This window comes from Streptomyces sp. BBFR51 (genome assembly GCF_044591655.1).
GTDB lineage: Bacteria > Actinomycetota > Actinomycetes > Streptomycetales > Streptomycetaceae > Streptomyces.
The window spans coordinates 2,709,586-2,723,189 of sequence record NZ_CP172448.1 but is presented as its reverse complement, the minus strand read 5'-3'; the positions used below and the strand labels follow the sequence as shown (position 1 = coordinate 2,723,189).

At 72.6% G+C, this 13,604-nt stretch carries 10 protein-coding genes; 4 read left to right on the top strand and 6 right to left on the bottom strand.

The window, feature by feature from the left end:
- Positions 1-13: 13 nt before the first annotated feature.
- The 5 genes from ACGH7X_RS12460 to ACGH7X_RS12440 form a co-directional block, all read right to left on the bottom strand.
- Positions 14-1,420: an FAD-dependent monooxygenase gene (locus ACGH7X_RS12460; protein ID WP_399884659.1), complete on the bottom strand. Its 1,407-nt coding sequence runs from the start codon at positions 1,418-1,420 to the stop codon at positions 14-16.
- Positions 1,410-2,621 (bottom strand): MAB_1171c family putative transporter, encoded by a 1,212-nt coding sequence (locus ACGH7X_RS12455; protein ID WP_399884657.1) that lies wholly within the window; start codon positions 2,619-2,621, stop codon positions 1,410-1,412. The genes ACGH7X_RS12460 and ACGH7X_RS12455 overlap by 11 nt, the downstream gene beginning before the upstream one ends.
- 70 nt (positions 2,622-2,691) lie before the next feature.
- Positions 2,692-3,876: an MAB_1171c family putative transporter gene (locus tag ACGH7X_RS12450; RefSeq protein WP_399884655.1), complete on the bottom strand. Its 1,185-nt coding sequence runs from the start codon at positions 3,874-3,876 to the stop codon at positions 2,692-2,694.
- Positions 3,873-4,397 carry a toxin gene (locus ACGH7X_RS12445; RefSeq protein WP_399884653.1) on the bottom strand — a complete coding sequence of 175 codons (525 nt, stop codon included), beginning with the start codon at positions 4,395-4,397 and terminating at the stop codon, positions 3,873-3,875. Before ACGH7X_RS12445 ends, ACGH7X_RS12450 begins: the two co-directional genes overlap by 4 nt.
- Positions 4,398-4,506: 109 nt before the next feature.
- The gene (locus ACGH7X_RS12440; protein WP_399896972.1) at positions 4,507-5,742 is read right to left on the bottom strand and encodes an MAB_1171c family putative transporter; all 1,236 of its coding nucleotides are present in this window, start codon (positions 5,740-5,742) and stop codon (positions 4,507-4,509) included.
- Between the two features lie 263 nt (positions 5,743-6,005).
- Here ACGH7X_RS12440 and ACGH7X_RS12435 point away from each other — a divergent pair, with 263 nt between their 5' ends.
- The 4 genes from ACGH7X_RS12435 to ACGH7X_RS12420 are packed head-to-tail and all read left to right on the top strand — an operon-like array spanning position 6,006 to position 10,706.
- Complete coding sequence (locus ACGH7X_RS12435) at positions 6,006-7,364, top strand: extracellular solute-binding protein (protein ID WP_399884651.1); 1,359 nt, start codon at positions 6,006-6,008, stop codon at positions 7,362-7,364.
- Entirely contained in the window at positions 7,361-8,302 is a 942-nt protein-coding gene (locus ACGH7X_RS12430; protein ID WP_399884649.1) for a carbohydrate ABC transporter permease, read from the top strand. Before ACGH7X_RS12435 ends, ACGH7X_RS12430 begins: the two co-directional genes overlap by 4 nt.
- A complete protein-coding gene (locus tag ACGH7X_RS12425) occupies positions 8,299-9,162 on the top strand; it encodes a carbohydrate ABC transporter permease (RefSeq protein ID WP_399884647.1) in 864 nt (287 codons plus the stop codon). Before ACGH7X_RS12430 ends, ACGH7X_RS12425 begins: the two co-directional genes overlap by 4 nt.
- A 38-nt stretch (positions 9,163-9,200) precedes the next feature.
- Positions 9,201-10,706: an alpha-N-arabinofuranosidase gene (locus ACGH7X_RS12420; protein ID WP_399884645.1), complete on the top strand. Its 1,506-nt coding sequence runs from the start codon at positions 9,201-9,203 to the stop codon at positions 10,704-10,706.
- A gap of 57 nt (positions 10,707-10,763) precedes the next feature.
- On the opposite strand, the gene ACGH7X_RS12415 is transcribed toward ACGH7X_RS12420, so the two are convergent.
- Positions 10,764-13,523 (bottom strand): beta-galactosidase, encoded by a 2,760-nt coding sequence (locus tag ACGH7X_RS12415; RefSeq protein WP_399884643.1) that lies wholly within the window; start codon positions 13,521-13,523, stop codon positions 10,764-10,766.
- Between the last annotated feature and the right edge of the window lie 81 nt (positions 13,524-13,604).

The following is a 13,604-nucleotide window of genomic DNA, read 5'->3' as shown; positions in this document are numbered from 1 at the left end:
TCGTGGGGTGAGGTCACCGTCCCGTGCGGTCCAGCCCGGCGAGTACCTCGCGCTCACCTGCGGTCAGCGGGGGCCCGGTCAGCGGGGGGAGCGGGGCGCCGGCGAGGGCTGCCAGGACCGTGCCGGGGTGGAACATCCGGGTCGGGGGCGTGCGCATGCTGGTGACGTCCCAGAGGGCCGAGGCGGCCGGGTAGGAGCCGCCCGCGGCCGCCTTCATCACGCGTCGCGTGTACGCCGTCAGGACGCGGTCGGCGCCGCCCGGCCGCCCGCCGCGCACCTCCGGGTAGAGGACGTCCTGGCCGACGGCCATGGACCACGCCGCCTCCACCGACCGCGCCGCGCCCCGCAGCACCCGCCGGGCGAGACCGGGCTCGCCGAGACGGTCGGCCCGGCCCAGCTCCCCGCCGAGCACCCGCGCGCCGAACGCGGCCACCGACATGCCCTGCCCGTACGCCGGGTTGAACGTGCCCAGCGCGTCCCCGAGGACCACGAAACCCTCCGGCCAGCCCGGCGCCTTCTCCAGGTACCGCCGTACGTTGCTGGTCGACCGGCTCAGGTGCACATCGGTGAGGGGCTGCGCCCCCGAGATCAGCCGCCCCACGATCGGGTCCGGCAGATCGAGCGTGTACCGCAGGAAGCCGGCCGGATCCGCGGGCGGCTCACCACCGCGCGAGCCGCCGCAGCTCACCAGCCAGCGGTCCCCCTCGACCGGCATGACCATGGCGCTCCGGGCGGGTCGGGACACATAGGGGTTGGCCTGCACGATCGTCAGCGGAAACCCTTCCGCTCCGGCGGGTACGCGGTACAGCCGCGACGCGTTGACCAGTCCCGAGTCGACCGTCCGGGTGCGGACGCCGGCCAGCCCGAGACCGTCCAGCCAGGCGAGGACGCGGGTACCGCGCCCGCTCGCGTCGACGACCAGGTCGGCGTCGAGGTCCGCCTCTCCGTCCCGTCCCGCGATCCGCACCCCCCGCACGTGCCCCGCGGAGCCGGTCAGCCCGACCACGGCGGCCTTGCGGACCTCGACGGCGGACTGCTCGAGCACCGCGGCCCGCAGCGTCCAGTCCACCAGCGCCCGGGTGCACGTGAGCATCACGGGCCCCTCGCGCCGCCACCGGCGCAGCCAGCCCTCCGGGGTGAGGGCGAGCATGCCCGAGCTGAGGGATATCTCGTGGGCTCCGGCGGCGAGCAGCCGTTTGCGCAGGCTCACACCCGGCACGATCTCCTCCATGGCGGCCAGCCCGCCGGCCATGAGCAGATGCGCGTGCCGCCCCTGCGGCAGCCCCCGACGCTGCTCGGGGCCCTCGGGCAGGTCGTCGCGCTCCAGCACGACGACTTCCTCCACGCCCGCGGCGGACAGCACGGCCGCGGCCAGCATGCCCGCCAGGCCGGCACCGACGACGACAGCTCTACGCGACATGGGGCTCCTCGGGTTCGGTCATGGTTCCGGTCACGGCGGACGGCACCGCGCCGTCGGGCGCCTTTGCCCCGGCGGGCGGCCGGTGCAGTGCCTGCGCCAGCTCGACCAGCCCGCTCGGACCGGAGACCTCGGTGGCGTGCAGGCGATACGTCCCGGAGGTCTGAGGCGGTTCCTCGTGGGCGTCCGCCCGGCGCGCGGCGTCGGCGAGCATGGCCGCCTCCGCCGCCAGCCGGGCCTCGTGCGGGGAACGCCCCGCGCGCAGGGCGGTGTCCCGTACCCGCTCACGGACCTGGTGGTCGAAGTACGGCGCCAGGGCGAGCAGGCCGTCGTGGATGGACACCTCGCGCCACTGGAGCCGGGCCTGGGGGAGCTGCCACAAGGCGGTGGGCGGCTCGGGGGCGGTGGACACCGAACGCACCAGAAACCACAGCGGATCCAGCCGCCGGTAGTCGCCCAGCCCCCGCCAGTGGGCGAGCACGGGAGGCAGCAGCCGCGGCAGCAGGAACCCCGCCGAACACAGCAGCGCGGCCAGCGACGCCATCGGCGGGGCCACCGTGGTGGACAGGAAGTCGAGATCGTGACCCGACCAACGGGCCACGACCGCCGTGTACTTGGTCAGCTGGAACCCCACCACGTCCAGCAGTGCGCCGAGCAGGATCAGCCGCAGACCGGTCCGCAGCAGGCCGCCCACCTCGCGCCCCCACTTGACGCAGACGGCGCACATCACCAGCATCGCCGCGCTGTGCCCGAGCAGGTACAGCAGGATCATCTCCCGCATGAACGGGGTGCCGGCGTAGTAGGTGTCGAGGTCGGTCAGCCGCTCGGTGTCGGCGTCGGCGAGCGTGAACAGCACGACGACGGCGGCCACCAGCAGACCGTAGGCGGCCATGCTGCGCAGCACCATGCGCCGCACCAGTTCGCGGGGCCCGCCCCGCCAGTTGATCAGCAGCACCAGCACGGCGCAGCTGTACGCGGAGAGCATTCCGTAGGTCAGCGGGGCGCCGAAGTTGGGGACGCCGGTGAGTTCGTTGACGGCGGAGAGGGTGGCCGGGGCGGCGCAGACGAAGACCAGGGCGCCGAGGACGACCGCCACGCAGGTGGACAGGGTCAGCGGGTTCCGCATGGCCGTGCGCGGGCGGCGGAACAGCAGCACGGAGGTCATGGCGAACACCAGGGCCGCCAGGTACACGACGAGACTCACGCCGGACAACTCCTTTCGTACGGGACCTCTTCGCCGTGGCCGGAGGGGTCGTCGACGCGACCGCCGCCGTTCACGCCGTTCCCGCCGTGGTCGTACCGCTCGGCACCGCGGAGGCGGCCGGCCACGGTGCGGTGCCGGCCAGCACGTCGGCGATCCGGCCGAGGGCGGCCTGGCCCGGGGTCCGGTCCAGGGGCGGGCCGGTGTCGCGGGACGCCGGGGCCTCGCGCCGCGGGTCCGCCTCGTGCCGTACCGCGTCGGTGATCACCGCGGCCCAGGCGGCCGCCTCGGCCCGTTCCGGATCGCCGGTCGCCGCCAGCACACCGGCGCGGGTCCGGTCGTAGAGGTCCCGGTCGAAGTACGCGTCCAGGTGGCCGAGCGCGTTGTGGATGCTGGTCCGGCGCCACACCAGCCGGGTGCCGGGCGAGGCGAACCGGGGCCGGGGCAGCCGCAGCGCACGGCGGGTGAGCAGATCGTCCAGCGCGCGCTCCAGGGGCCCGAGACGGGCGTACGTCCGCTCCGCCCGCCGCCACTCGGCCGCCCGGGGCGCCACCAGCGGCACGAGCACCCCGACGACCGTCACGAGGGCGCCGAGACCGGCGGCGGCAGGGGAGACGGTGGTGCCGAGCGCCGACCAGTCGTGCCCGGACCAGCGGGCGCCCACCGCGACGAGCTTGGCCACACTGTAGCCGGCGCCGCACAGCGAACCGATCCCGAGCAGCGTCATGCCCGCCCGCAGCCCGCCCCGGACCCGGCGCGCCCAGCGCAGCGACGTGAGCGTGGTGACGGTCACCGCGGTGAGGTGCGCGAGCAGGTACAGCACGATCATCGCGGCGATGAACGGGGTCGTCGCGTAGTAGGTGTCCAGGTCGGTACGGCGCTCCACGGGCGCGTCCCCGAGGACGAAGGTCACCGCGATGCCGAGGACCACGGCGGCGTAGGCGAGGGCCCAGCGGCGCGCGGTGCGGCGCACGTGGGGCCCGCCGCGCCAGTGGACGACGAGGACCTGGGAGGCCGCGCAGTAGCCGGTGATCGCCGCGTAGGTGATCGGAGCCGCGAGGTTGGGCACCCCGCTCAGCTCGTTGACGGCGCCGACGGTCGGCGGCGCCCCGAGCAGGAAGCACAGGCCGGCCAGCCCCAGCACCGCGCAGATGGCGCGCAGATACGGGTCGCGGCGGTGGCGCAGCAGGTCGGGGGCCTTCACCACCAGGCCGAGCCACAGCGCGGCGCAGCTGATGTAGTTGATCAGGCCGTTCATCTCGTCGTCCCGCGGTAGTTGAGCGCGGCACCGATGCGTCCGGCGAGGTCCTGCGGGTTGTCCCGCGCGTCGTCGTGCTCGCCCGCCGTGGCGAACACCGAGTCGGTGGACGCCTCCAGCCAGGTGCGCAGCCGACGGCCCATCAGCATGCCGAAGCGGTCCGCCTCCTGTTCCTCGGCCAGACTGAAATCGGTGCGGGCTGCGACCGACCCGGGCCGACCGCTGCCGCCTCCGTCGGCCTCCGCGTCCGCCTGGCGGCGGCTCATGTGCCACACCTCGTGGCAGAGGATCACGATCTGGTGCCACACGGCGGCGCGTTCGTCGACCACGATGTCGTCGTGCCCCTCGCGCTCCAGCCACAGTCCGCTTGCGGTGTGCGGCGGGAAGGCCGCCCGGTGCACGATCACGTCCCGTCCTCGCCAGGCGCTCACGGAAGCCACGAGTGCCTCGAACAACACCTCGGGATCCGCGGGCACCGCCACCCGGATGGGGTCGATGAGGGCGTCAGCGAGACGACGCATCTCCTTCCTGGTACGCGCCACTGTCTCCCCGTTCCCCTGGATGTCGCTCGGTCACCAGTGCAATATGCCAAGACGGGTGCCGTCCCGGCCAGTTCCGCGTGCGGCAGGGTCACTCGGTGACCGCCGCGGTGTCCCGGGGTGCCACGGCGCGGGCGCGGATCTCCCGGAGGGTGTCGGGGTGGCGCAGAGCACGGGAGGCGGGCCCGATCTCGCGCAGGAGGTTCGTGGTGTCGTGGTCGTGCGTGCCGTGCGTGCCGCCCGCGCCGGGCCGGGACTCGACCGCGTCGAGGATCACCACGGCCGCGGCGAGGCCCTTCGCCCGTTCCGGCGTCAGGCCCAGGCCGAGGGCGGCGGCGTGGGACCGCTCGCCCAGGCGCTCGTCGGCGTGCCTGGCGAGCGGCAGCAGGACGTCGCGGATGAAGGTCTCACGGCGGGTCAGCCGCAGCTCGGGGCCGGCCCGCAGGACGAACGGCACTCCGGAGCCGTGCACGGTCCGCATCAGCCGGTACAGCGGCCGCAGTTCACGGTGGGCCAGCCGGATCCGCCAGCGCTCGTTCAGGTACTGGCCGGCATGGGGCAGGATGAAGCCGACCGCGATCGACACCGCGGACAGGCAGGCCAGCGCCGGAGCCACGTCCAGGCTGAGCCGGTCCAGGTCGTTGCCGGTCCAGCGGGCCGCGACGGCGGTGAGTTTGGCGGCGTCGAAGGCCAGGTTCAGCGCGTAGCCCACACCCAGGAACCTCAGTCCCCAGCGCAGCCAGGCATCGAACCCTCCGGTGCGGATCCAGGTCCAGATGAGCCGTGAGGTGATGAGCACGGCCGTGGTGTGCGCGACGAGGTACAACACGATCTCTTCGCGCATGAACGGCGTGTTGGCGTAGTACGTGTCCAGGTCGCGGGTGCGCTCCACGGGTACGTCCGCGAGGACGAAGAGCACCCACAGGGCGACGATCACACCGCCGTAGGCGACGACGACCCGGCGGACGGCCCGGCGGGTGCGGGCGGACCGCTCGGGCAGCCCGTCGCGCCAGGCGATGATCAGCACGAGGCAGGAGCCGCAGAACGCGGTGAGCAGCGAATACACCCAGGGCGCCGAGATGTTGGGCACGCCGGTGACGCGGTTGACCCACACGATGGTCGAGGGCGCCACGAACACGAACACGGCGCAGGCGAGCAGCAGCAGACCGCCGACCGCGCGCAGCAGGGGGTCCCGCCAGAGCCGGATGATCGTCGGCAGCTTGATGGCCAGAGCGGCGGCCAGGACGGCGGCCGGGATCCACCAGAAGGACGTGTAGAACGCGCTGAGGAACGAGGCCGGGCCCGTGGCCGCGTCCGCGGACTCCATCGCGTACCCCCGCTCCTCCTCGCCGGCGCGCACAAGGCCGTCCGAGCCTACGCGGCCGGATGTGTCCGCGTCAGGCGAGCGGCGCGCGCGGAAGTCCTGCCGGAAGTTCTGCCGGAGTTCCCGCAGGAGTTCCCGCACGAGTTCCTGCTCGAACCATTGACGCGCAAGCGCTTCACACCTACGGTCCCGTTCGAAGTTACGGGCATCATTCGATATTTCGAACACCCATTGTCTCCAACACTCATGAGCAGATAGGGCAGGGCATGGGACGACCTGGCCTGAATCGCAGGCACTTTCTGGCCGCGGCGGGCGGTCTGACGGTCGCGGGCAGCTTCGGCTTCGCCGCGCTCGGCACCGGAGCCGACGCGCTCGCCTCCGGAGCGGACACCCGTGTGCGCTACTGGAACCTCTTCAGCGGCGGCGACGGCTACAACATGATCGCGATGCTGGACTCCTTCCGTAAGGACCATCCCGGCATCGACGTGAAGGACTCCACCCTCCAGTGGGGCAGCCCCTTCTACACCAAGCTCGCCATGGCGGCCGCCGGCAGCCGCGCGCCGGACCTCGGCGTCATGCACCTGGGCCGCGTCACCGGCTTCTCGCCCGGCCGCCTCCTGGACCCCTGGGACGTCGGCCTGCTCGCCAAGTACGGCGTGAAGGAGGCCGACTTCAACCCCGAGCTGTGGCGGCGTGCCGTCATCGGCGGCAAGCTCTACGCCCTCCCGCTCGACATCCACGTCCAGCTCTGCTTCTACCGCAGGGACGTGCTGAAGAAGGCGGGCCTGCTCGGCGACGACGGCAGGATCGTGCCGGTCACCTCCACCGACGAGTGGTTCGACGTGCTGAAGGAGGCCAAGAAGGCCACCAAGAAGGGGCTGCAGACCATCGGCCTGTGGCACAACGACCAGAACTTCCAGTGGTGGTTCTTCGTCGCCTTCTACACCCAGCTCGGCGGCACCTGGTTCAACGACGCCAAGACCGAGGTCACCTTCGACACCGACAAGGCCGTCCAGGTCCTGGAGTTCCTGCGGCGGCACGTCGCCGACGGCTACGCCAACCCGGGCTTCGGGGGCGGCGCGGGCGCCGAACAGTTCGTCAACGGCGCTCCCTTCGCGTGGGAGGGCAACTGGTCCGTGCCCGTGTTCGACGCCGCGAAGGTCGACTACGGCGCGACCCCGCTGCCGCCGGTCTTCGGCAAAGAGGCCACCCACGCCGAGTCGCACTCCTTCGTCCTGCCGCACCAGGCGGACCGCGGCGGCGCCACCAACGAGGGCGCGCACCAACTGGCCGCCTACGTCGTCAAGCACGCCCGGCAGTGGGCGGCCGGCGGACACATACCCGCCTACACCCCGACCCTGTCCACGGCCGCGTACAAGAAGCTGAAGCCGCAGAACGAGTACGTCGGCGCGATGGACCACCAGGCCACCGAGCCGAAGGTGTGGTTCGCCGGCTCCACCGGCATCCTCGCGCAGCGCGTCGGACCGATCGTCGTCTCCTCGACGGTGGGCTCGGCCAAACCCGAGGCCGCCGCCCGCCGTATGAAGGGCGCGCTCACCGAGCTGCTCGCCACGAAGAACCCCATGGACGGCCGTACCGCCGCGCAGGGAGGTGCGGTCGCATGACGACGACCAGCGCTGAGACGATCATCCGCCCGGCCCGCGCGAAGAGCGCCGCGGACAGCGCCACCGTCCGCCGCAGGCAGGGATTCCAGCACGGCGGCTGGTTCGTCGCCCCGTTCCTCGCCCTGTTCGCGCTCTTCGTGATCTGGCCGCTGCTGCGCGGCCTCTACCTCAGCTTCACCGACGCCAACATCTCCGGCGACGGCGCGAGCTTCATCGGCCTCGACAACTACCGCGAGGCCCTCCAGGACCCGCTGATGTGGGACGCGCTCGGCCACAGCGCGTACTTCACGCTCCTCGTCGTGCCCTGCATCACCGTCCTGGCCTTCCTCCTCGCGATGCTCGCCCACCACATCGAACGCGGCAAGTGGCTGTGGCGGCTGTGCTTCTTCCTGCCGTTCCTGCTGCCGTCCACCGTCGCCGCCAACCTGTGGCAGTGGCTGTTCAACCCCGGCACCGGCATGGTGAACCACGTCTTCGGCATCGAGACACCGTGGCTGACCGACAAGTCGTACGCCCTGCTCGCGGTCGTCATCACCACCCTGTGGTGGACGGTCGGCTTCAGCTTCCTGCTCTACCTCGCCGCGCTCCAGGGCATCCCCCCGCACCTCTACGAGGCCGCCAAGCTGGACGGCGCGAACGCCTGGCACCGCATCGTCCACATCACGCTGCCGATGCTGCGCAACATCACCGGCCTCGTCGTCGCCCTGCAGATCCTCGCCTCGCTCCAGGTCTTCGACCAGGCCGTCGTCATCCAGGACTTCGGCCCCGGCCCCGAGGAATCGACCCGCACCTTCGTGCAGTACACGCTGGAGGAGGGCTTCACCAGCTACCGCGTGGGCTACGCCTCCGCGATCTCCATCATCTTCTTCGTGCTCATCGCGGCCGTCGCCCTCGCGCGGATGTGGCTGCTGCGCAACCGTGAGGAGGGCGGCCGATGACCACCGCCGCAGCACCGACGCGCACCAGGCCCCGCCGGGCCTGGACGCCGAGCCAGATCGTGCTCACGCTCATCGGCACCGCCGTCTGCGCGGTGTTCCTCGCCCCGCTCGCCTGGGCGCTGTTCACCTCGCTCAAGTCGGAGACCGAGGCGGTCGAGGTGCCCACGCACTGGCTGCCGAAGGACTGGACGGGCCAGGCCTGGCAGGCCCTCTTCGAGACCGGCAACATCACCAACTGGTTCGTCAACTCCCTGGTCGTGTCGGTCTGCGTGACGACCGTCGTGCTGCTGGTGAGCGCGCTGGCCGGATACGGCTTCGCCCGCACCGAGTTCCGCGGCAAGGGAGCCCTGATGGGCGTCGTGATGGCGGGCCTCATGGTCTCGCCCGCGGTGCTCGGCGTGCCCCTGTTCACCACCGTCCAGCAGATGGGGATGGTCGACACCTACTGGGGCATGATCCTGCCGCAGTGCGCGCCCGCCGCGATGGTCTACATCCTCTACAAGTTCTTCCAGGGCATCCCGCGCGAGCTGGAGGAGGCCGCCTTCATCGACGGCGCCGGCCGCTGGCGGGTCTTCTTCACCATCATCGTGCCGCTGTCGCGCCCCTCGCTCGCGGCGGTCGGCATCTTCACCTTCATCAGCTCGTGGAACAACTTCCTGTGGCCCTACATGGTCACCAACAACCCCGACCTGATGACCATGCCGAACGGCATCGCGACCGTCATGAACTCCTACGGCATCCAGTGGGCCCAGCTCATGGCCGGCGGCCTCATGGCGGGCCTGCCGCTGATCGTCGTCTTCGTCTTCTTCCAGCGCCAGATCGTGGCGGGCGTGGCGCACACAGGACTCGCCGGCCAGTAGAGCTCCCCCCGTAAGAACACCCCCCTCGAAAGGAAAAGATGCGCACCGCCCGCTTCACCCTCGACCCCGCCTTCACCGTCGGCGAAGTCAACCCCCGCCTCTTCGGCTCCTTCGTCGAACACCTCGGTCGCTGCGTGTACACCGGCATCTTCGAACCCGGCCACCCCGCGGCGGACGCCGAGGGCCTGCGCCAGGACGTCCTGGACCTCGTCCGGGAACTCGGCGTCACCGCCGTCCGCTACCCCGGCGGCAACTTCGTCTCCGGCTACAAGTGGGAGGACTCGGTCGGCCCGGTGGAGGACCGCCCCCGCCGCCTCGACCTGGCCTGGCGCTCCACGGAGACCAACCGCTTCGGCCTCTCGGAGTACATCGCCTTCCTCAAGAAGGTCGGCCCCCAGGCCGAGCCCATGATGGCGGTCAACCTCGGCACCCGCGGCGTCGCCGAGGCCCTCGAACTCCAGGAGTACGCCAACCACCCGGCCGGCACCGCCCTGTCCGACCTGCGCGCCGAGCACGGCGACAAGGACCCCTTCGGCATCAGGCTCTGGTGCCTCGGCAACGAGATGGACGGCCCCTGGCAGACCGGCCACAAGACCGCCGAGGAGTACGGCCGCGTCGCCGCCGAGACCGCCCGCGCCATGCGCCAGATCGACCCGGACGTCGAACTCGTCGCCTGCGGCTCGTCCGGGCAGTCCATGGAGACCTTCGCCGAGTGGGAGGCGACGGTCCTTCAGGAGACCTACGACCTGGTCGACCACATCTCCCTGCACGCCTACTACGAGCCGCACGACGGGGACGTCGACTCCTTCCTGGCCTCCGCCGTGGACATGGAGTCGTTCATCGAGAACGTCGTCGCCACCTGCGACCACATCGGTGCCCGCCTCAAGTCGAAGAAGAGGATCAACCTCTCCTTCGACGAGTGGAACGTCTGGTACATGGCCAAGACCCAGGCCGAGGTGAGCGCCCTGGACTGGCCCGAGGCACCCCGGCTGCTCGAGGACAACTACAGCGTCATGGACGCGGTCGTCTTCGGCTCGCTCCTGGTCGCCCTGCTGCGGCACGCCGACCGCGTCACCGTCGCCTGCCTCGCCCAGCTCGTCAACGTCATCGCCCCGATCATGACCGAACCCGGCGGCCCGGCCTGGCGCCAGACGACCTTCTTCCCCTTCGCCCAGGCCTCGAAGTACGGCCGCGGCGAGGTGCTCGACGTCCGGGTGGACTCACCGACGTACGAGACGAAGAAGTACGGCGAGGCGGACCTGCTGCACGCCACCGCCGTGCGCGCCGAGGACGGCTCGGTCACCGTCTTCGCCGTCAACCGCTCCCGCACCGAGCCCCTGCCGCTGGACGTCGCCCTGAGCGGCCTGGACCTGACGGAGGTCGTCGAGCACAGCGCCCTCGCGGACGCCGACCCCGACGCCCGCAACACCCTCGCCGAGCCCGAGCGGGTCGTCCCGCACCCGGTGGACGGCACGGCCCTGGACGACGGCAGGCTGACCGCCGCCCTGGAGCCGCTGTCCTGGAACGTGATCCGGCTGCGCTGAGCGCGGCCCGGGTCGGCGCCGTACGGGTCGGGGCGGGCCGGGTCGGCGCCGTACGGGTCAGCGCGCGCCGGGGGAGGGCACGGGCTTCACCGGCACTCCTCCGGCCGCGCTGCCCAGCAGCTCCAGGCGCACGGCGCCGGGACCCGACGCCGTGTCGCCGCCGGACAGCACCGCGAGGGCGAGGGTGTTGGCGGCGGCCCGGGTGCGCAGGATGCCGTTCGGCAGGACGAAGGTGTGCGGCGCGCCCGTGCGGCCGCCCGCGTACTCGCCCATGTTCCAGCCGTTCAGGAAGACCTGGACGCGGTGGTCGCGCAGATCGCGGCCCCGGCCGTCGAGGACGAGCCCGACCGGGGCGTCGACCTCCGGCGGCACGTCCAGCCGGAAGGTGGTCCGGTACCAGGTCACGCCCTGGCGCCGGTCCTGGCGGGCGAGGGAATCCGGGGACACCGGCTCCCAGTGGCCGTCGTCGTACCCGGGCAGCTGCCAGCCGTACCGTTCCCCGTACAGCCCGCCGTTGTTGAGCGGCCCGCGCACCGGGTCCGGGGCGGCCGTGCCCATGATCCGCCAGCGCACGTCCGGCGACGCCCCCTCGAAGCCGGCCGAGGTCAGCCCGCGGGCCGTCCGGTACGCGTCCTGGCCGTGCTGGGTGCGCCGGACCAGGACGGACAGGACGGGTGCGGCACCCGCGTCGGCCCGCTCGCGCAGCGCCCCGCGCAGTGCCTCGGGCAGCCGGAAGTCGGCCGTGGCCGTCCAGGTGCCCTTCCCGTCCTCCTCCGGGCCCACCTGGTGCGTGCCGAGCGGCTCCCCGTCCAGCCAGGCCATCAGCAGTCCGCGCGCGCCCGTGCTGTAGGAGAGGGACACCGACTCCAGCCCCGCGGCGCCGGTGAGCCGGCCCCGGTACCAGACGTCGCCGTAGTGGAAGCCGTAGTCGTCGGCGAAGAGCACGGGCTGCCCCTCGGGCACGGGGGTCGTGCCGTGCGACGTACGCCGGTCCGCGACCGTCCAGCCCTCGTCGCCGTAGTCGGGCCGGGACTCGAAGTTCTCGGTCCGCCGCCGCCAGCCGTCCAGCGCGGGCAGCACCAGCTCGGGTACGGCGGGCAGCGGCCACACGGCCATCAGACTCTGGGCGCGCCCCAGCGACGCCTCCACCGCCTGGCCGTTCCAGGTGACGTCGGTGATGCCGCGCGGCGCCCACACCTCCAGCTCGCGCTCCTGGACCGTGTCGCCGGTCAGCCGGATCGTGGCACCGTCGAGGGCGACGTCGCGCAGCAGCTCCGGGCCGCGCACGAGGACCCGGCCCGACGGGGTCTCGTAGGGCCAAAGGCGCAGTGAGGCGGCGTCGTCGGCGAAGAGCAGCAGCAGGGTGCGGTCGGACTCCCCGCTGCGCACCCGCACCCGGGTCAGCCGGTCCTCCTTCAGCGGCACGATCACGTGCAGCTCGCCGTGGTCGAAGGCCCAGGCCGCCTCCTCGTCGAGCCGGGTCGGCCACGGCTCGTTCGGGCAGTCGAGGACCAGGTGCGCCGTCTCGCCGGCCCGTCCCACGAAGGCGGCGATGTCCAGCCGCCCCACGCTCAGGGACATCATGGGCTGCACGGTGGCGTACGCCAGCTTCCGCCCGGCGCCCAGGTGGAGCCCGGTGGCGAGGAGCTTGGCGTCCCGGGCGGGGACGGTGACCTCCACGTCGCCGCCGCCCATCGGCACCGTCGAGGTCACGTCGGCGGCGGAGTCGTTGCGCAGGACGTACGCGTGGGCGCCGGTGTCCGGGTTGGCCAGGTGCCGCACCCGGACGCGGGCGTCCGACGCCTTCACCGCCGGCGCCTCGTCCAGCCGCGTGAAGTCCGGTACGTGGCGCAGGAGGTGCCCGAGCTGGTGGAGCGGGGCGAGCTTGGCCGTCGGCCGGCGCGCCTCGTCGATCGCCGCGGTGGGGTCATACGTGGGCGAGGGGGCGGAGGGCGCGGGCAGCCACCCCCACGAGGTGCCGCCGAACGCGGTGTGGACGTTGTGCAGCGTGCTTCCCCGGCCCAGGCGGGCGAGATGGACCCGCCGTGCCTCGGCGGCGTCCCGGGTCCGCTCCGGCTCCCCCCAGGCGAGCGGGGTGCCGGGGTGCAGGAGCGGTACGTCGATGCCGTCGGCGCGGATCTTCTCGCGCAGGTGGTCCAGGCCGGCGGGGTCGGGGGCGTCGGACCGGTAGAGCAGGACCGTGCCGGTGCCGCGGGTGAACTGGTGGCGGGCGACGATCGCGTCGACCCGGCCCAGCCACTCGTCGGCGTGGCGCAGATAGGCGGGGTCGGTGGTCCCGGCCCGGGCGTCGACCGCCGTCAGCCAGCCGGGCAGGCCCCCGGCGTCCACGTCCGCGCCGATGCGGGGGCCGGGGTCGAGGACGACGTACAGGCTGCACTCGGCGGCCGTGCGCAGGAACAGGTCGAGGTCGCGGACGCCGGTGAAGTCGTAGCTGCCGGGTGCGGGGGAGTGCTCGTTCCAGGCGAGGCGGACGCCGACCGCGTTGTGGCCGTACGCCCGCATCTTCTGCAGCACGTCGCGCCACAGGGACGGGCTCGGCAGCCGGAAGGGGTGCATCTCGCCGGACCACAGCGCCAGCCGCCTGCCGTCCACCAGCAGCGAGTACTGGTCCAGGGCGACCCGGTGACGCACCCCGTCGGCGCCGGGCGGACCGGGCGGCGGCCCGGTGGGCACCGGGCCCGGACCGCCGGAGCCGGGCAGCGCCGCGCTGCTCACGCTGCCGCCGAGCGCGAGACCGAGGACGGTGGTGCCCGCGAGTGCGCTGAACGCTCGTCTGCTGATCCTGCTGCGCTCCAAGGGAGCCTCTCCTGTTGCCTGTGTCTCCGGTCCCGCCGCCTGTGCGGGACCGCCCGTGCCCCGCTATTGTTCCAGCGGACC

What these genes read in the sequence shown, in the direction of transcription:
- ACGH7X_RS12460 (WP_399884659.1), bottom strand. Translation starts at nt 1,420, where the DNA reads ATGTCGCGTAGAGCTGTCGTCGTCGGTGCCGGCCTGGCGGGCATGCTG.
- ACGH7X_RS12450 (WP_399884655.1), bottom strand. Translation starts at nt 3,876, where the DNA reads ATGAACGGCCTGATCAACTACATCAGCTGCGCCGCGCTGTGGCTCGGC.
- ACGH7X_RS12445 (WP_399884653.1), bottom strand. Translation starts at nt 4,397, where the DNA reads ATGCGTCGTCTCGCTGACGCCCTCATCGACCCCATCCGGGTGGCGGTG.
- ACGH7X_RS12440 (WP_399896972.1), bottom strand. Translation starts at nt 5,742, where the DNA reads ATGGAGTCCGCGGACGCGGCCACGGGCCCGGCCTCGTTCCTCAGCGCG.
- ACGH7X_RS12435 (WP_399884651.1), top strand. Translation starts at nt 6,006, where the DNA reads ATGGGACGACCTGGCCTGAATCGCAGGCACTTTCTGGCCGCGGCGGGC.
- ACGH7X_RS12430 (WP_399884649.1), top strand. Translation starts at nt 7,361, where the DNA reads ATGACGACGACCAGCGCTGAGACGATCATCCGCCCGGCCCGCGCGAAG.
- ACGH7X_RS12425 (WP_399884647.1), top strand. Translation starts at nt 8,299, where the DNA reads ATGACCACCGCCGCAGCACCGACGCGCACCAGGCCCCGCCGGGCCTGG.
- ACGH7X_RS12420 (WP_399884645.1), top strand. Translation starts at nt 9,201, where the DNA reads ATGCGCACCGCCCGCTTCACCCTCGACCCCGCCTTCACCGTCGGCGAA.